We start from the raw sequence: 17,034 nt of genomic DNA on the forward strand, positions 1-17,034 counted from the left end.
CCGTCGATGCCCATTTTCCCTTGAGAAAGTTTTGTCAGCGGTCGCTCATGTCCTGGGCGACCGCGTTGCTTATTGCCTCCAACCGGCCTATCACATGAAGATAACGGATCGAATTTCCATTTTTCTGCCGCCAACTGCTCGCCTGATTTCCATCGCAATCGTTCTGGTCATCAGTGCCCTTCTATTCCTTCAGCAGATACCTCCCGTTGGCCTGGTCGAAGCTTCACCGAACAGACAGGAAACAACCCAGCCACCCTCCGCCCGCAATGGCCATGCCATTTACCAGGAGAACTGCGCGCCTTGCCATGGCACGCGGGGACTGGGGGATGGACCGGCCGCGGCTGGTTTGCCCGACGGTGCTTCTGCCCTTGCCGACCTGGCGATCGCGCGCAGCGCCACGCAGGCGGAGTGGTTCACGGTTACCCAGGAAGGCCGCATGGAAGGCATGATGCCCCCCTGGAAAGATCGGCTGACCGATGAGCAGATCCGGGATGTGGTTGCCTTTGCCCTGACTCTGCACACCTCTAACGATGAGATCCTGCGCGGCGAGGAGATATGGGGCAGTGAATGCGCGGCCTGCCACGGCCTGCAGGGTGCGCCCGCAAATGTCTCCGACGGCCCAATTCCTCCTGACCTTTCGGGAGTGGCGTATGGCGAGACTATCTCCTCCAACGACTGGTATGAAGCCATGGTGTCAGGCCACGATACCGTAACCGATTATGAGGTATCCCTTTCAGAACAGGAGATGTGGGCGACCGTCGCCTATGCGCGCACTTTTTCCTACCGGCCGATGATAGCAACAGTATTGCCCCAGGGATCGGGAGCGATCGGAGGTGTGGTCACCAACGGATCTGCCGGTGGGGCACCAGTGGCCGGATTAACGGCGGTCCTTCGGGCAATTCAGGGTTCAGACGAATTTCGACCGGTCACAAGCACTGTCGGCGAGGATGGCATCTTTCGGTTTGAGGGCCTGCCAATGGATCCATCATTCGTCTATCTTGTGTCTGTGGAACACGCCGGCCTGCCCTATGGCGGCGATTTTCTGCGATTTTCCGAGGGCCAGACTGAGCTCGATGCACCGGTAACCATCTGGGAAACCTCCAGCGAGCCGGGCGACATCAGGCTGGATCGGGTACAGTGGTTCGTCGATTTTCACCAGGGCGCGTTGCTGGTGGGTGAGGTCTATCGCGTGGCCCATGATGGGGACCGGGTCTTCCTTGGCAATGACGAAGTCGTCCCGGGTGTGCCTGCTGTGCTTGAGTTTTCCTTGCCGGCCGGGGCCACGGCTGTCGCGGTGGACGGCGGCGAGATCGGTGAGCGCTTTTTCCTGACAGACGCGGGTCTGGTGGACTCGCAGCCATTGCTTCCCGGGCAGACGCAGATGCTCGTGCGTTACCTGTTGCCCTACGATGGCAGCAAGGCTGAGGTCGGACACGAGTTTGCCTACCCGGTCGGCGAACTCAGCGTGTTGGTGGCAGAAGGGGCCAAAGTCATGACCGATGATCTTGAGGATGCGGGCACCCAGATGGCAGGTGACACCCAGTTCCTCAGTTTTGTGGGCAACGATGTGGCTGCCGGTCAGGAAATAATGCTGGCATTGAGCGGCCTGGAGCGGTCCAGTGCGCCCGTTGCGAAAACGCAAAACACCTCGACCTCGGTGATCGCCAACCATCCTGCCCTGCTTATCAGCCTGGCTGCCCTGGCAGCGGGGGCACTCGTTGGAGCGCTGGTAGTGCCGTTGGTGCTGAGACGGCGAGATGACGATGCCGGGGAAAGGGCAGAAGACAGTTATGCCGTGGATCGGGAAGGCCTGGAGGCGGAGAGGCAGCGTCTGTTGGCGTCGATCGCGGACCTGGATGATCGCTATGCGGCAGGTGAACTGGATGATGACACCTATCAAGAGCAACGGATGGCCCAAAAACGATCGCTGATTCTGGTAACCCGGAAATTGGAGAGCGATTCTTTGTCCACGGAAACAGCCGACGAGCAGGCAGCGGTATGATTACGACCCGGAAGCTCGTGAAAACATTTGGGCGCAGGCCTGTCCTCAAGGCGATCGATCTGGAGGTGCCTGCCGGCCAGTCGGTTGCCCTTTTTGGTCCGAACGGGGCCGGCAAGACGACCCTGATTCGCATCATTGCCGGGCTCAGCAAATTGAGCTCGGGCATGGTAGAGCTGGGTGGCCATGATGTTCAGAAGGCGGGCACCGGCTTGAGACGTTATGTGGGCTTCGTCTCGCATAATCCCCTGGTCTACGACAGTTTGACGGGCGAGGAGAATCTTCAGTTTTTTGGCCGACTCTATGATGTACCTGATCGTGAGCAGCGGATAGACGAGGTGCTTGGCCGGGTTGGCTTGTGGGGCCGGCACAAGGACCTGGTTCGTACCTACAGTCGCGGCATGGTGCAGCGCCTGGCTATCGCCCGCGCCATCCTGCATGATCCACCAGTACTGTTGCTGGATGAACCCGATACTGGCCTGGACCAACAGGCCGCCGACATGCTGCGTAGTTTGCTTGTCGAACTGGGAGGCAGTGACAGGACGGTGCTTCTGACGACCCATAATCTTGAGCGGGGCATCGAATGGGCTGATCGGGCTCTGATCCTGAACAGCGGTCGAATCCGCTTCGACGAGCCGAGCAGGGGTCTTTCCAGCGCTCAGTTTCGCCGCAGTTATGGTGAGGTAGTGGGAGACTGAGCCGGATGGACTATCTACGAAAGGTGGGAGCGATCGTCTGGAAGGATGTTACTGCCGAGCTGCGCACCAAGGATATTCTGAGTTCGATGTTGGTGTTTGCATTGCTTTCGGTGGTAATCTTCCAGTTTGCCTTCGATCTTCGGGCCGATAATGTGCGGCTCGTCTTGCCAGGGGTGATCTGGATTTCCATAACCTTCTCCGGGGTACTGGGGCTGAGTCGCTCTTTTATCCTGGAACAGGATCGTGGCTCGATGGAAGGTCTGTTGCTGGCGCCAATGGATCGGAGTGCCATCTATTTTGGCAAGTTCCTTGGCAACTTGTTGTTTATCTTCATCATGGAATTGGTCCTGCTGCCGGTGGCCAGTGTCTTTTTCAATATCTGGTTGCTTACGCCATCTCTGATATTAGTGCTTGTGCTCGGTACCTTCGGGTTTGCCGCGGTGGGCACACTATTCTCCGCACTCAGCATCAATACGAGGGCGCGAGAGGTGATGTTGCCGATCCTGTTGTTTCCAATTATGGTGCCGGTGTTGATCGCCGGGGTGCGCGCGACCGGTAGCCTTTTGGATGGAGAGACGCTCGGCGATATATCTCACTGGTTGCGTTTGCTTCTGGCCTACGATGCCATCTTTTTTGCAGCGGCTTTTCTTCTGTTTGATTTCGTGGTTGAGGAATAACGTGTTAATGATTCACGAGGTAAGCTATGGGCACGAGTACTAAACGCAGTGTGGCCGATACGATCTGGTTGATTCTGGCCGTGATATCGGCCATCATGATTCTTATCGCCCTCTATTTATCGTTGATCTGGGCTCCGGAAGCCAGCAATCTGCCGACTGAGACCGAACGTCTTGTGCAGCGGGTGTTCTATTTTCATGTCTCGGCCGGGTGGGTAGGTTTTTTTGCCTTCATGGTCACGGCGGTTGCCGGAATCATCTATCTCATCACGAAAAAAAGGCGTTGGGACTTCATAGCGCTGGCGTCGGTGGAGATCGGGGTCACCTTTACCACGGCCAACGTCATCAGTGGATCCATTTGGGCAAAACCGACCTGGAACACCTGGTGGCCCTGGAATGATCCACGCATTACTTCAGCGGCCGTTGTCTTGCTGATCTACATTGCCTATCTGATGTTGCGCAATTCCATCGACGATCCGGAGCGCCGGGCCAGGCTTGCTGCGGTCTACGGTATCATCGGATTCATCAGTGTTCCGATCACCTTCCTGTCAATCCGCTGGTGGCGGACCATTCATCCGGCGGTCGTTGGCACCGGCAGCGACACGTCCCAGGGTGGGTTTGACATGGCGCCGGACATGGCAACGGCCCTCATGTTCAGTGTGATCACCTTTACGTTGCTCTATTTTGTCCTGCTAAGATTGCGAGTGAGATTGGAGGACCAGCGAGAGCAGGTCGAGGACATAAAAACGCGTATGTTGGAGGAGTAGCGTTGCCCGACGCATCCAATGCTGGATTTCCCTATCCTTGTAAGGAGATAACAACCCATGACATTTCTTGCAGCTGGCATGATCGTGTTTTGGTTGACCACTTTTGTTTTCGTGTTCAGCACCTTTCGACGCCAACAGAAGCTCGAGGCCGAGTTGACGACCCTGCAACAGGTTTATGGCGAGGACGCGTAGTTCGGTACGCCAGGTTACAGCAGAAACTGCCGGAATGCGTCATAGTATAGTCTTGGAGATGCCTGAGCTGGACAAGCCAGAACCATACTTTGGCAGTGCCCCTTGACAGGATCAGAACGTTGCTCAGGACACGTCAGCGTTCATCTGCGGTTTTCCTTTCTTCTTGAATCAGTGCGCAAGAATCTGACTCAGAAGGTGCTATAGAAAAAGGCTGTTGACTTTGGGAACACAAAACTTGACCCTGGCATTGGCAACCCTGTTTGGCCTGGTATCCTTCTTGTCGCCATGCGTGTTGCCGCTGGTGCCCGTCTACCTGGGTTATCTGACGGGAGCAACCATCGCCGGCGCTGACGAGGAAGGCCATGTCAGTCGCTGGTTTACCTTTTCCCATGCTGTCGTCCTTGTATTGGGTTTCACCGTTGTCTTCGTGGCCCTGGGCGCCCTGGGCGGGGCTGTCGGCCAGGCCCTGAATCGCGCCATTCCATCGATCGTCCGCGTTGGCGGCGTCATGTTGGTGGTATTCGGCCTGCGGGTGGCCCATATTCACTGGCCCAAGCTACGGTGGGTGATCGCAGCGCTGCTCATGGGGCTGTTCGCCTTTGTGGTAAACAGCCGGGAGACGGTGCCCAACCGTGTATTGCAGGCGGTCATGTTTGGCAGCGTCACCCTGGCCGGGTACTCCTGGTCGCTGGCGGGCCATGTGGCAATAGGCGGCGTAGCTGCCCTGCTCAACTTCTTATCCATCTGGCAGGGCACCCCCGAGTTGCTGGGCAACCCCAATATTGGCGGGTTCACGGCGACGATCCCTGCCGTGGCGGAAAGTGCCTTGATCTGGCTGTTGGTTGCCTGGGCCAGCCGCACCGATCTGTTCTACATGGAAAGGCGGATCGAACTGGATCAGGATCGCAATCCGGGCTACGTGACGTCGTTTTTTACCGGTGTCGTGTTTGGTGCCGGCTGGACTCCCTGCGTCGGGCCGATCCTGGCCAGCATATTGGCGCTGGCGGCTACAGAGCAGAGCATTGGCCGGGGGGCGTTGCTGTTGTTGTTCTACTCCATCGGCCTGGGCATCCCGTTTTTGATGGCGGGCCTGCTTTTCAACCAGCTGAGCCAATGGTTGCCCAAGATAAACCGTTATCTGCCAACCATCAGTTTGATTAGCGGCCTGTTGTTGGCGGTGGTGGGCGTGGTCATCTACACGGGCGGACTTCAGCTTTCGGCGAGCCTGCTGCCCCAGGTGGAACTGGAGAGCTGGCTGCTGGGAATCCTGGGACAAGGTGAATAGCGGTGAAGAAACGAAACCTTCAAGCAGTGTTGATCGTATTGGTAGTTGTCCTGGTTTTTACCTCCTGTGCTTCCTCGCAGGATGCGTCTGGTCTGCCGCAGGATATCGGGGTTTTGCCTGTGCTCTCGACCAGTGGCGTGGACAATAATGGCCGGGAGTTTGAAATGGGACAGGCCGCCCCTGATTTCCTCGTTGTCAACAAAGATGGCTCCACCAGTTCATTGAGTGACTGGCAGGGCCAGCCGGTGGTGATCAATTTCTGGGCCAGCTGGTGTGGTCCATGCAAGGCGGAGATGCCCGAGTTTGTGGAGGCCTACGAGGCTCACCGGGAGGATGGCCTGGTTATCCTGGGAATCAATGCTGATCTACAGAAGCAGGAAGAAAAGGCCCTTGAGTTCATGGATGAATACAGGGTGAGTTTTCCGGTGGCCCTGGAAAGGCGCAACGAGATCATGCGGCTTTTTGAGACAACGGGATTACCCACGACGGTATTCATCGACCGTGAGGGCAATGTGGCAGGGATATGGAAAGGCTACCTCAGCCGTGAATTGCTGGACGAATTTATCGCCAAAATCCTGTAGATGACTCCCCTGGCCGAGCATGTTTCGGCCAACAATCCGGAGGATCCGGTGATGCGTCGAGTGACACTTTACACCAAAGAGGGATGCCATCTGTGTGACGATGTCCTGCGGGAATTGCGACGGTTGTCGGCGACCTTCAATATCGATATCGTTCAGCAGGATATCTGCGAAACGCCCGATTTGTACAGCACGTACCGGTTTGACATCCCGGTGGTTGAGATCGAAGATGGGCCTGTTATGCGTGCGCCGATTACGCCCCAACAGCTTCAACGGGCTCTGGCGGAATAGTCACTTCTCCCGGCTGGAGCCGACCATCAGACAGGCATAAGCAGAAATGAGCGCAAGCGAGGGCCACGAGCCGGCAAACCGCCTTGACGACGAGGTGACCTCTTCCGTCGACTCCCGGGCACCAGTCGATTCGACATCGAGCGATCGGGCGTCCTATATCGGCGATCGGATTGTCCTGGGCATTGCCAGGCATTGGCTGGCGTTCTTCAACATAGCCATTTTCACCTATCTCATCATCCCCTTTCTGGCGCCCTTGCTCATGCAAGTGGGGGCTAGCGGTCCCGCCCGACTGATCTACACGGTCTATAGCCCGGCCTGCCATCAATTACCAGATCGTTCCTACTTCCTGTTCGGAGAAAAACCCGTCTACAGCCTCAGTGAATTGGAGGAGTCGGGTGTGTTAGAGAGCAGCAACATTCTGCTGCGCCGCAAATACGTGGGCGACGAGACTCTGGGATGGAAGGTTGCCCTTTGCGAACGTGACCTGGCGATCTACGGTGCGGTGGTGCTGGCGGGGCTGTTATTCGGCCTGATAAGGGATCGGTTCCGTGTGCCGAAGTTGTCGTTCAAGTTCTTCCTCATTCTTCTGTTTCCCATCGCATTCGACGGGTTGAGCCAGCTATTTGGTTTCCGCAGCAGTAACTGGATGCTACGAACCATCACCGGGGCCCTGTTCGGATTTGCCACGGTCTGGCTGGCTTATCCTTATATCGACGAGTCGATGGCAGAAATCCGCGAGAGCACGGAGAAGAAACTGGCAAGGCGGGCGCAATTGCTGGCGGAGAACGAGTAGGCGCGCCAAGCAGCGGATTTGGCCGATCGCATCACTCCCCCTCTGATTTGCCGGGAAAGCCTGGTTGAGCAATAAAATGACGATACTTTATCCCGACACAGAATGGAAAACAATTTCCCCCGCCGGCGCGGGCTTTGACACCGGCAAATTGCAAGCTGCTCGCCGATGGCAACAGGAGCGCGCGCAAGATCCCCGTTACGCGCAATACCGCACCGTCGTCGTGCGCGGTGGGCGCGTTGTAGCCGAGTGGAACCAGGGCCTCGACCGTGGCTGTCACACCTGGCTGGCGTCGGCGAGCAAATCGTTATTCAGTTCCATTCTGGGCATCGTCATCGCCGAGGGCAAAATCCCTTCCGCCGACGCCAGGCTGATCGACTTTTACCCCGAAGCGCTGGACGTGCCCGCAGGCCAGGGACCCAAAGAGGGACGCTACGCCTTTGACAAGGATCTGGAGATCACCTTCCGTCAACTGATTTCCAACACTTCTGGCTATATGAAGCCGGGCGAACTACCGGGCCAGGTGTTCCACTATCAGACCTACGGCATGAACGTCCTCACCCACGCCATTGCCAAAACCTACGGGCTGTACAGCATCGACGACCCCGAAGGCTCGCCGGGGTTCAAGGTGCTGGTCGATGAAAAGCTGCGTATCCCCATCGGCGGGACGTGGAGCTATTACCTGGCCAACTTTGACCTGCCCTCTCAAGCAAGGACCAATATATTTGGCTATTACGACGGTGTCAGCGCCACCGCGCTCGATATGGCGCGTCTGGGCTGGCTGTGGCTGAACGGGGGCCGGTGGAAGGATGAGCAGGTCATCCCGGAGGATTGGCTGAGCGAGGCGGCACGAACCGCAGCGGTGATCATCGAGAATTGTCCCAAAGAGCAGTGGAATTACGGCTACGCCTTTTGGACCAACGACCATGGCCAACTGTGGCCCAACCTGCCCCGGGATTCTTTTGCCGCATCGGGTGCGGGGCAGCAGCACATATGGGTTTGCCCCAGTTTGGATTTGGTCGTGGCGCAAAGCCCGGGTCAGTGGGAAGACCAGGTCGAGAACGATGCAGGCCTGCTCAAGCTGGTCGTGGACGCAATAAACGCATAGGTGCAACTCAACTCACAGGAAGATGGGTCAGCTGGCTTCAATTCCTGTACAATTGCGTATAGCAGGTCATTCCAGTCAGCAAACTCGACAGGAAGCAGGTTCATGATGAAGATCAGTTTTATGACGCTGGGGTGTCCCGACTGGGATCTGGACACAATTTGTCGCAGGGGAGAGGCCTACGGATTCGACGGCGTCGACTTTCGCGGGCTCCAGGATGAAATCGATGTAACCAAATTGCCGGCATTTACCACCGGTGTGTCTGAAACCAGACAGAAACTGAAAAATGCCGGCCTGGAGGTCAGTGGCATCAGCTCCAGCATCAGAGTCTGTGTTGCGCAGAATCTGGCCAGCAATCTGGAGGAAGCGAAGCGCACCATCGAGGTTGCGCATGCCCTGGACGCCAGGAATGTCCGGGTCTTCGGTATGGGCAATCTGGACGACTATACCCGGACGGAACTGGCCAGGATCGGGTGTGATTGCATCAACCGGATATTGGCGCTTGACGAGGCGACCACACTCAACTGGCTTTTCGAAACCCACGACAACTGGATACGGGCTCAGGACTGTAAGTTGCTCCTGGATGAAATCGCAAGCCCTGCGTTCGGCGCCCTGTGGGATATGGGCCACACGGCGCGGGTGGGCGGCGAATCGCCGGCGGAAAGTTATGCTGCCATTGGCCAGCGCGTCGGGTACACGCACGTCAAGGACGCCATCTACGATCCCAGCCATCCCGAAGCTATGGCTGATGGCTGGCGCTACGTGTTGCCGGGGCAGGGACAACTGCCATTGGCAGAGGCAATTGCCCTGCTCAACGAAAAGGGGTATGACGGGTGGCTGCTGTTCGAACACGAAAAACGATGGCATCCCGAATTGGCAGCGCCGGAAGTTGCTTTCCCGGCCTTTGTCAGTTGGGTGCGACCGTTGCTGCAGTCGCTGTCAACCTGATAACGATTCTGTGGGGCCAGCCTGGCGACACTGCTCCAGGACTGCTACCTGCCGGCGCACGCTTTCCGGGCTGATGACCAGAGGTGCATCGTGCCGGATAGACATGAAAAGATCCTGATATAAACACCGGACATCGCGTAGGAAATTCCGATCGGGTTGGTAAGACGCCTCTTGCCATGGCAGGTCCTCTGAATTGTAGGTACGATCGGGGGTGGGTTTGGTATCCAGGACCAGGGGCGGCGCCTCTTCCGGGTCGAAGTAGCGCCAGCGAATGAGCTGGCGATCGCTGATCAGGCTGCCCTGGGTGCCCATCACCAGGCAAGACGCCTGAGGAAACGCGTTGGCATGGGTCAGCTCGATGTCGATCAGCGGGCCATTTTGGGGCCTGAGCAACACCTTGACGTGGCTTTCGGCATCGCCGGCATAGAGGGGCGTGGTCTCCATGTGGGCCACCACCTCGGGCGCCGGATCGTCGACCAGCAGCAAAGCCCAATCGATCATATGGGCGCCCTGATTGTTGAGAATGCCACCGCCAAAGGCCTTCAGCGTCTGCCAATCCCAGCGGCGTGAGAATCTGTGCGCGGCAAGACGGATTTGTATGATGCGTCCCAAAACACCTGAGTCAATCACTTCCTTTATCTTCAGGAAATCGGGGGCATAGCGGTAGTTCTGGTTCACGGTCAGGATCTGGCCAGTCTCGCGGGCCGCGGCGATCATCTCATCGACCTCGACCAGGGAGGGGGCCATCGGTTTCTCCACCAGCACATGCTTGCCGGCCCGCATGGCGGCAAGCGAGTCGGTGCAGTGGTATTGGCTGGGTGTGGCAACCACGACTAACTCGACGTCATCATCGGCAATCAATCCGGCGCAATCATCGTAGACTCGACAGCCAAAGCGCTCCTGAGCCTGTGCCTGCCGTGCCTCATCCGGGTCACATACGGCCACGATTGAGAAAAGGTCTGTCATTTCGGCAAGCGCCTGGATGTGGATCCCCCAACCGCTGCGTCCCAATCCTGCGACGCCGGTCTTGATGGGCCGGCCGATGTTATCCGCCTGAAAGTGATCTGCCATTTCGGTATTCCCTCTATTTGTGCGGAGATCTGCCGGTCTTGACATCGGTGGCAACGACGTCACGGGCATAAAGGTCAAAATCGATGTGGATCAGCATGCCCGGCGGGCAAAGGGGTCCCAGCCGGTTCGGCGTTGACCCAGCAGGTGCAGCAGGACGACGCCTGGAGAATTGATCAGGCTTGGACCGTGATCCTGCCGACATTGCAGAAGAAAAAGCGCTCGCCGAAGGCATTGGCCAGGTGCAGGGTGGCCTTCTGGCCGGTACAGTGAGAAACCCCCAGGCGACCGATGTCGAAGCGCTGCAATGCCTTGATTGTCCGCGTGAGTTGGTCGTCATCCGCCGCGACCAGGTGGGTGCCGCCGATGACGGTGTGGAAGCGGGAGCGGCCTGTGTGCCGGGCCACGTACTCCAGGATATTGACGATACCGGCGTGGGAGCAGCCCAGGACCACCACCAGCCCCTCTGGCGTCTCCAGCACCACGGTCTGGTCGTCCATAATCGGGTCGGGGACCAGCTTGCCGTCTGTATCCACGTGTTTCAGTGCAGGGTCGGCTGGCACGAAGGCAGCGTCACGGGGCACTTCACCGGTCATCCAAACGCCCTCGCCCATTTCGCTCCACCCTCGGCCCAGATGAAAATCAGCTCCGGCTGCCTCCAGCACGTTGCGGGTGAAGGGAATTCCGATGTGGCGGGGCCGCTCTTCATCTTCGGTCTGGTGATAGCTATCCTTGAAGAGATCGGGATGGCTGTAAACAGGTACCTGCCGGTTCAAGGTGCGCAGTGCATTGAGCAGGCCGCCGGTATGGTCGAAGTGGTGGTGGCTGAGCAGAATGGCGTTGGCGGTTGTCAGGTCGATGCCAAAGAGAGCTGCGTTGGTCAGCAGCCCATAGCCCTGGCCGGTGTCGAAGAGGAAATTGCCGGCCGGTGTCTCGAGCCAAACCGCCCAGCCATGTTCGGCAATAGCACCAGCGTGGCCGAAAACCGTGTTTTCACAGAGAACTGTGGTTCGGATGGACATGGAAGATATCTCCCTTCAAATCCGTTTTACTAATGCCTTGCCGGACCTACCAGTGGCGTAACAATCTGATCGTAGCAACTGTCCCTGGCATCGTCACCCGAACTGCGCCATTCTGTATTTCCAGCGGTTCCAGATCGCGCTCGCGTGCGTCGCATAAAAAAGCCTCTGCTATCGTGAAATGAGGGGTTGTAACCATCACCGGCACCGGCGATTCCGACAAGACATGTGTATACAGACGAACAATGATCCCTTCTCCCCGCGAGGCCTGCTTGACTGCTGTCACCCAAACATGGGGGGAGTCGGTTGTGACAATGGAATCGGCAAGGCTGCGCAGCCCTGTAACTCTCGAATCGCTCCAGGGATTGTTGGCAATGCTTCGGGCCATGAGATGAATGTTGTTATCCTGCCAATCGCCGTCTTGAGTGAACAGAAGCGCATATTCAAAAACGTAACTATCGCGTTCGTGGCCGCTGGCCGGGTTGGCGGGAATGCCAATCAAACCGAATACCTTTTCCCGTGTGGCATTGCGCATGGCAACCAGTTCAAGTTGACCCTCTGGCTGGTAAGAAATGGCCCCTGGCATGGGCTGAAGAATGGCCAGACCGCGCCCGGTATCATCATCCTGGAGATGGACGAAATGATGCAGCGGCCAGAAGGTAGGGTCATAGTTCCGCTTTGGCGGGCGAACAACAATCCCGCCGGGCGTATCCATATCCAGCTTTTTTGAGGCGATGCCTGTGGCAAAGCGAACGGTGATGGAATATCCTTCGGCGGCTTTGCCTTCGACGCGACAGTGAATCACAGGCGAGTCGTTGCTGAACCACATCAGACGCCGCAGTGTCTCGCCGTTAAGTTCGCTGCTGCTGATTATCTCCAGCCCGTTATCGCGCTCGTGTACCTGCATCTGAGTCGGGTGATGGCTGGCGCGCATCGACTCTTTCCAGATGCCCCCGGCAAACTCGAGCCCCATGCGCCATAGACCACCGGAATCGCGATAACTGACCAGATCGTTCGAGATGCCGGTTAGAAAAGGTGTCTGTGCATCCTGAGACTGCAGGTTGACTATTGCTCCGCCGGCATCTTCAGCCAGTTCAACATCATAGTAGGCAGTCTTGATCTGAATCCTGCCCTCTTTCTGGCTCCACGTCAACGATTTGGAGCTCGCCGCTGTCACGTCGGATGCGGGCCGAGCGGAGGCCAGGCGATCGATCGTCGCATCTACCGAATCTGCGGCCTGTGCAAGCCAGGGAAGTTGCTCTTCTTCGACGACCTTGTCAGGCGAGGTGCCGGTGACAAAGTCGTGATGATTGGAAACGGCCGCTTGCCACCATGCATCTTCAAGCTCCAAAGAGATGGTCTTTTCAGCCCCGCGATTTTCAGGAAAAAAGGACAACTTCTCGGCCAGCAGCAGGTCGTCGACCAGTTCGCGACACCGCTGTTTAAGCGTTGGGCGGGCAGTGTAGAAACCGGTCCAGTAGGGATTGGGGTCAAGCTCCAGCACAGGAAGTTCATCCTGATAGGTTTCAACCAGCGCCAGATAATCATCCATCCCGGCGTTGACCGCCCAGATGCCCGTCGTCGGGTAGTGATTACGGTTGTAGCGATCAAGCAGAGCGACGAGGTCGGGGATCGGCTCTACAAAATCGAAGCCAATGGGGCATAGCATGTAGGGCGTGCGGCTGAGGGGCGAAAGCTGGGCAACATATTGTTTGATACGGCGTGCAACATGCCGATCAGATCGCATGGAAAAGGCAATCCTGACAAGATAAACGCGGCTAAGGCCGCCATATGCGAGCATATCCCCTTGTCCATAGGTGAAAGCATTCCAGTGACACAACACCTGGGCGCCATTCCGGTCGCGCCAGAGGAAGTCGAGACTGCGCTCCTGGGTCAGCAAGAGTTCGGCGCTTGAGCCCGATCTGGGAAATCGCCTGGGAAATTCCAGATCACAGCCAATGAAATACATGCCATCGACGCGGGTGATGGCGGTGCGATCAAAACCGGCCGCCTTCAAGAGAGAGGGAAGTGTGGGCGTGCAGCCGAAACTATCTGCAAAATAAGCCAGTTTGGGTTCCGGTTCCAGCCCATTTGCGCGCAGCCACTCCTGGCCGATGAGAAGATCGCGTAGGATTGATTCCGTGCTGGGTAACAACGTATCCGCGGTGGTGACGCCGCTGCTGGTCAGGCGCAAGCGTCCCTCGTTGACCAGTTCGCGAATAGTATCCCGTTGCGCGGGATGGCGATCCCAGTACATGCGCAAGAAGAACATGCACTCAATCGAATAGACGCGACGCGGTTCCCTCTGCAATTCTTCGATAGCCTGGTCGAGGTTATGGCGAACAAAGCGCTCGAAATACTCTTCGGCTGTGAACAGCCAATTGGGGTCCCAATGACTCGACTCGCAAAAGATCAACACTCGTTCGGCATCATCAGGGATAGCCAAGCGGCGGCGAATTTGCTGCTCGGTGGGTAGGGGGATCTGTTTCATTTTGGCTTTCATGATGAGGGCAGCACCAACTGCTGGTTGATAGTGAAAAATTGGCGATATGTAAGCCAGACCGTTGCCAGACCGGTAAAAGCAGCCGCGCCAATGAGCATGTACATGACAATGATCTGCAACTGTACTGCCTCCAGCGGGGCGGCTCCGGCCAGAATCATGCCGGTCATAGCGCCGGGCAGTGAAATCAGGCCTACCGTTTTGGTACCATCTACCATGGGCGTCATGCCGGCATGGAGGGCTGTGCGCAGGTAGGGATGGGCTGCTTTGCGCCCGGTTGCCCCCAGAGCCAACGCTGCTTCAATTTCCGGGGCACGGCCGTTGATTTCATCCCGCACCCGTCCCATCACCAACGAACAGACATTCATCGAATTTCCAATCACCATGCCGGCAATGGGGATAATCTGCTGGGCTGTAAACTCAAAAACGCCCAACCCCACCAGCAGCCCCAGGGTCAGCGCCGCGCCAAAGCCGATAGACAACAAGGCCACCCGGCCCGAATGAGGCACTCCCTGGCCGCGCTTTCCGGCCGTATACCCGGCAATCAACGTCATCACCGCCAAAAGAGAGAGAATGGCGGGCGGACTGTCGATGGCAAAAATCAGGGTAAGGGCATAACCGATGGCAATTAGCTGGACAAAAGCCCGGACAGATGCTATCAATATATCCCTTTCCAAATCCAGTTTTTGCCATCGGGAAATAATCGCCGCAATTAACACCAGGGCCAGTGCCGCCAGTATGCGGGAAAGTTGATCGAGGGGGATGTTTTCTAACATGGGGACTCCATTGTGGGACCGGATGACCGGGCTGCCAGGCTAAACGGTGATTCATTCGAGGAAACCGGCAGCAAATTCGGCCGTTTTGTGGTGGCTGTCCGGGCTTAGCAGATGTCCAGGATCGCCTTCGTCGGCAATACGGCCGTCCAGGAGCAAATAAACCCGATCGGCCACGTCCAGCACCTCTTCCATGTAATGTGTCACCCAGATGACCGTCAGACCCAGCTCCTGACGCAGTTTCTCAATGGTTTCCCGCACATGCCGCCGGGCGGCCGGGTCCAAAGCGCTGGTCGGTTCGTCCAGGAGAAGGGAATCGGGCTGATTGGCCAGGGTGCGGGCGATAGAGACCCGCTGTGCTTCGCCGCCTGACAGTTCACTGATAGGCCGCCGGGCATAATCGGATGGCATGTCGGCCAGGGCCAACAGTTCTGCAATGTCATCCGGGGTCAGGCTACGGCCGTCTAACCCCGGTCCGTAAGCGATATTGTCGGCGACAGTACCGGGGAAGAGTGCCGGTTTCTGGAAGACCATCCCCATCCGGCGGCGTAGAGCCAAAACGTTCATCGTGGCAATATCCTGGCCGTCGAGGAATATGGTGTGAGGAGGCGCTTCGGTCAGCCGGTTGAGGCAGCGGAGCAGGCTGCTTTTGCCGCTGCCGCTGGGACCCAGCAAGCAGACGATCTCCCCGGCCGCCACCACCATGTTAACATCGCGCAAAACGGGGCGACCGTTGCGCTCCAGTGATAAGTTTTGCACCTGAAAACGAGGGGTTGTCGGATCGGTTCTGTCCATACGGCGAATCTGTCGAATTCGAAACTACTCAGGCATAAGGTGCAAAACACTTGCTCATGTGGCTCCAAAGGTGTCATTGGGTCGGGTTTGAATTCGCATCGGCTCGATTCTGTGGACCAAGTAGGTCGCACCTGAGCAGTTACTCGAAATCCTTTTGTCCTTTGTTCCTCGAAGCACTCAATGAGTTAGCCACTGCAGCATTTGCCGGGTCACCTCGGGACGGCTCAGCAACTCCACATGGTTCATACGGTAGGCAATCCATTGCGACGCCTTGGAAAAAAGCAGGTTTCGCCGCGCGTCGTCATGTTGGCCCAGTGCGCTGTGCAGGGGCACCAGACCGTCGCCAACCAGATGGTTTGCCAGGGCGCTGCGCCTGGCTGCCGTGGTCGCTGCCACGGTGAAGCAGGCCACACCCTCAGGCAAGGGCACAATCTGGCGGCCATCGGGCTTGCGGTGAAAGCGGTCATGGCCAAACCAGTCTTCATCCAGCAGATGGCCGTAGCGCAGGTCAGTGATGCCGGCGCTGCGCAGATGGCCGAGTCTGCCGAAAGGCGCGGTATAGGGCGTGCTGCCCAAAATTAGGTCCACCCAGTTACCGGCCCGCTCCAGCGGGGCGCCATGGTGCGGCGTGCCCAGAAACACGATGTTTTTCAGGTGGCCTGGCCAGCGCAAGGCCTCCTGTTGGGCGTAGTGGAAAGCGCTGCGGATGAGCAAACCTCCCATGCTGTGGGCCACCACGCTCAGTTCTTCAATCGGTGTGGGCCAGTGTGTGACCAGTTGCTCCAACTGGTTCGATAGCTCGTGCCCATTTTGCGACGTGTGCAAGCCGGAGTTGTAGCGCAGATAGACGGGCGTGTAGCCCAGGGCTGCATCCAGCGCTTCACCATGGTCGACCACGTGCCCATTGTGCTGCGCGTGCCACTGCAGGTCGTTCATGCACAGACCGTGAATCAGCAGCAACACCTTGCCCGTGGCCTCAGGCATTGGCGCCAGGGCCTGCCAGTTCAGTGCTCTGCCCCGGTAGCGCAGGGTCATGGGGGTTGCGAACGGGCTGTTGTTGGCGAAAAGGTGGTCGCCCATCACGCCATTGAGTGCGGCGAGAACCGCTTCGCGCTGGGGCGTTCCAGGCCTGGCATCTTCATCCGATTCAAACAGGGGTTGCAGCCTGGCCAGCAGCGTGTCCACACTTTTGCCCACCAGTAGCGTGACATCGTGGACATTTCTGTAGACCAGACCGGTAATGCCGCGGGTTTTCCCCGGCTCCTTGCCGCCGGGAATGCCCATGGTGTCCCACACCGATCGGTGCACGCCTTCGACGATATGGGTGACGCCCGTGGTGGCCTGCGTTGCCAATTGGGCAATGCCCCGAATGTCCGAGGTGCGAAGGTGTCTGAGTGGATTAGTGATTGACAACATTCATGTACCGCCCACTATGCTCCGCCAATCCATGAACAACTATCAGGATGGCTTCAGGCTCACCTTCGGGCAACCAATACTGATAGTAGATATCGGTATCCCGAACACCTTTCAAGTATCCTTCTTGATCTACCAT

At 57.6% G+C, this 17,034-nt stretch carries 18 protein-coding genes; 11 read left to right on the forward strand and 7 right to left on the reverse strand.

The window, feature by feature from the left end; genetic code table 11:
* Positions 1-31 precede the first annotated feature (31 nt).
* The 11 genes from U9R25_07105 (at position 32) to U9R25_07155 (ending at position 9,327) form a co-directional block, all read left to right on the forward strand.
* Entirely contained in the window at positions 32-2,002 is a 1,971-nt protein-coding gene (locus U9R25_07105) for a c-type cytochrome (GenBank protein ID MEA3335664.1), read from the forward strand.
* Entirely contained in the window at positions 1,999-2,697 is a 699-nt protein-coding gene (gene ccmA / locus U9R25_07110; protein ID MEA3335665.1) for a heme ABC exporter ATP-binding protein CcmA, read from the forward strand. Before U9R25_07105 ends, ccmA begins: the two co-directional genes overlap by 4 nt.
* A 5-nt stretch (positions 2,698-2,702) precedes the next feature.
* The gene (locus U9R25_07115; protein MEA3335666.1) at positions 2,703-3,374 is read left to right on the forward strand and encodes a heme exporter protein CcmB; all 672 of its coding nucleotides are present in this window, start codon (positions 2,703-2,705) and stop codon (positions 3,372-3,374) included.
* Positions 3,375-3,400: 26 nt separating this feature from the next.
* Positions 3,401-4,138, forward strand: coding sequence for a cytochrome c biogenesis protein CcsA (ccsA, locus tag U9R25_07120; protein ID MEA3335667.1), 738 nt, complete (start codon positions 3,401-3,403; stop codon positions 4,136-4,138).
* Positions 4,139-4,195: 57 nt separating this feature from the next.
* Positions 4,196-4,330 carry a CcmD family protein gene (locus U9R25_07125; protein MEA3335668.1) on the forward strand — a complete coding sequence of 45 codons (135 nt, stop codon included), beginning with the start codon at positions 4,196-4,198 and terminating at the stop codon, positions 4,328-4,330.
* A 220-nt stretch (positions 4,331-4,550) separates the two neighbouring features.
* Positions 4,551-5,615, forward strand: a complete 1,065-nt coding sequence (locus U9R25_07130) for a cytochrome c biogenesis protein CcdA (protein ID MEA3335669.1) — start codon at positions 4,551-4,553, stop codon at positions 5,613-5,615.
* A 2-nt stretch (positions 5,616-5,617) separates the two neighbouring features.
* The gene (locus tag U9R25_07135) at positions 5,618-6,196 is read left to right on the forward strand and encodes a TlpA disulfide reductase family protein (GenBank protein MEA3335670.1); all 579 of its coding nucleotides are present in this window, start codon (positions 5,618-5,620) and stop codon (positions 6,194-6,196) included.
* Entirely contained in the window at positions 6,197-6,484 is a 288-nt protein-coding gene (locus U9R25_07140; protein ID MEA3335671.1) for a glutaredoxin family protein, read from the forward strand. It abuts the gene before it with no gap.
* A 46-nt stretch (positions 6,485-6,530) separates the two neighbouring features.
* A complete protein-coding gene (locus U9R25_07145; protein ID MEA3335672.1) occupies positions 6,531-7,277 on the forward strand; it encodes a DUF2085 domain-containing protein in 747 nt (248 codons plus the stop codon).
* Between the two features lie 76 nt (positions 7,278-7,353).
* Positions 7,354-8,382: a serine hydrolase gene (locus U9R25_07150; protein MEA3335673.1), complete on the forward strand. Its 1,029-nt coding sequence runs from the start codon at positions 7,354-7,356 to the stop codon at positions 8,380-8,382.
* 102 nt (positions 8,383-8,484) lie between these two features.
* The gene (locus tag U9R25_07155) at positions 8,485-9,327 is read left to right on the forward strand and encodes a sugar phosphate isomerase/epimerase (GenBank protein MEA3335674.1); all 843 of its coding nucleotides are present in this window, start codon (positions 8,485-8,487) and stop codon (positions 9,325-9,327) included.
* Here U9R25_07155 and U9R25_07160 read toward each other — a convergent pair.
* From U9R25_07160 to U9R25_07190, 7 genes are all read right to left on the reverse strand, one after another.
* Positions 9,319-10,398: a Gfo/Idh/MocA family oxidoreductase gene (locus U9R25_07160; GenBank protein ID MEA3335675.1), complete on the reverse strand. Its 1,080-nt coding sequence runs from the start codon at positions 10,396-10,398 to the stop codon at positions 9,319-9,321. The two genes, U9R25_07155 and U9R25_07160, sit on opposite strands and share 9 nt — an antisense overlap.
* Before the next feature lie 173 nt (positions 10,399-10,571).
* Positions 10,572-11,417, reverse strand: a complete 846-nt coding sequence (locus tag U9R25_07165; GenBank protein ID MEA3335676.1) for an MBL fold metallo-hydrolase — start codon at positions 11,415-11,417, stop codon at positions 10,572-10,574.
* 46 nt (positions 11,418-11,463) lie between these two features.
* A complete protein-coding gene (locus tag U9R25_07170; protein MEA3335677.1) occupies positions 11,464-13,905 on the reverse strand; it encodes a hypothetical protein in 2,442 nt (813 codons plus the stop codon).
* Between the two features lie 8 nt (positions 13,906-13,913).
* Positions 13,914-14,690, reverse strand: coding sequence for an iron export ABC transporter permease subunit FetB (gene fetB, locus U9R25_07175; GenBank protein MEA3335678.1), 777 nt, complete (start codon positions 14,688-14,690; stop codon positions 13,914-13,916).
* Between the two features lie 51 nt (positions 14,691-14,741).
* Positions 14,742-15,482: a phosphate ABC transporter ATP-binding protein gene (locus U9R25_07180; GenBank protein ID MEA3335679.1), complete on the reverse strand. Its 741-nt coding sequence runs from the start codon at positions 15,480-15,482 to the stop codon at positions 14,742-14,744.
* 177 nt (positions 15,483-15,659) lie between these two features.
* Positions 15,660-16,898 (reverse strand): alpha/beta hydrolase, encoded by a 1,239-nt coding sequence (locus U9R25_07185; protein MEA3335680.1) that lies wholly within the window; start codon positions 16,896-16,898, stop codon positions 15,660-15,662.
* Complete coding sequence (locus U9R25_07190) at positions 16,882-17,034, reverse strand: hypothetical protein (protein MEA3335681.1); 153 nt, start codon at positions 17,032-17,034, stop codon at positions 16,882-16,884. Before U9R25_07190 ends, U9R25_07185 begins: the two co-directional genes overlap by 17 nt.

The sequence above is a fragment of the Chloroflexota bacterium genome (assembly GCA_034717495.1).
Classification (GTDB): Bacteria; Chloroflexota; Anaerolineae; order JAAEKA01; family JAAEKA01; genus JAYELL01.

What these genes read in the sequence shown, in the direction of transcription:
- ccmA (MEA3335665.1), top strand. Translation starts at nt 1,999, where the DNA reads ATGATTACGACCCGGAAGCTCGTGAAAACATTTGGGCGCAGGCCTGTC.
- U9R25_07115 (MEA3335666.1), top strand. Translation starts at nt 2,703, where the DNA reads ATGGACTATCTACGAAAGGTGGGAGCGATCGTCTGGAAGGATGTTACT.
- ccsA (MEA3335667.1), top strand. Translation starts at nt 3,401, where the DNA reads ATGGGCACGAGTACTAAACGCAGTGTGGCCGATACGATCTGGTTGATT.
- U9R25_07125 (MEA3335668.1), top strand. Translation starts at nt 4,196, where the DNA reads ATGACATTTCTTGCAGCTGGCATGATCGTGTTTTGGTTGACCACTTTT.
- U9R25_07140 (MEA3335671.1), top strand. Translation starts at nt 6,197, where the DNA reads ATGACTCCCCTGGCCGAGCATGTTTCGGCCAACAATCCGGAGGATCCG.
- U9R25_07145 (MEA3335672.1), top strand. Translation starts at nt 6,531, where the DNA reads ATGAGCGCAAGCGAGGGCCACGAGCCGGCAAACCGCCTTGACGACGAG.
- U9R25_07150 (MEA3335673.1), top strand. Translation starts at nt 7,354, where the DNA reads ATGACGATACTTTATCCCGACACAGAATGGAAAACAATTTCCCCCGCC.
- U9R25_07155 (MEA3335674.1), top strand. Translation starts at nt 8,485, where the DNA reads ATGATGAAGATCAGTTTTATGACGCTGGGGTGTCCCGACTGGGATCTG.
- U9R25_07160 (MEA3335675.1), bottom strand. Translation starts at nt 10,398, where the DNA reads ATGGCAGATCACTTTCAGGCGGATAACATCGGCCGGCCCATCAAGACC.
- U9R25_07165 (MEA3335676.1), bottom strand. Translation starts at nt 11,417, where the DNA reads ATGTCCATCCGAACCACAGTTCTCTGTGAAAACACGGTTTTCGGCCAC.
- U9R25_07170 (MEA3335677.1), bottom strand. Translation starts at nt 13,905, where the DNA reads ATGAAACAGATCCCCCTACCCACCGAGCAGCAAATTCGCCGCCGCTTG.
- fetB (MEA3335678.1), bottom strand. Translation starts at nt 14,690, where the DNA reads ATGTTAGAAAACATCCCCCTCGATCAACTTTCCCGCATACTGGCGGCA.
- U9R25_07180 (MEA3335679.1), bottom strand. Translation starts at nt 15,482, where the DNA reads ATGGACAGAACCGATCCGACAACCCCTCGTTTTCAGGTGCAAAACTTA.
- U9R25_07185 (MEA3335680.1), bottom strand. Translation starts at nt 16,898, where the DNA reads ATGTTGTCAATCACTAATCCACTCAGACACCTTCGCACCTCGGACATT.
- U9R25_07190 (MEA3335681.1), bottom strand. Translation starts at nt 17,034, where the DNA reads ATGGTAGATCAAGAAGGATACTTGAAAGGTGTTCGGGATACCGATATC.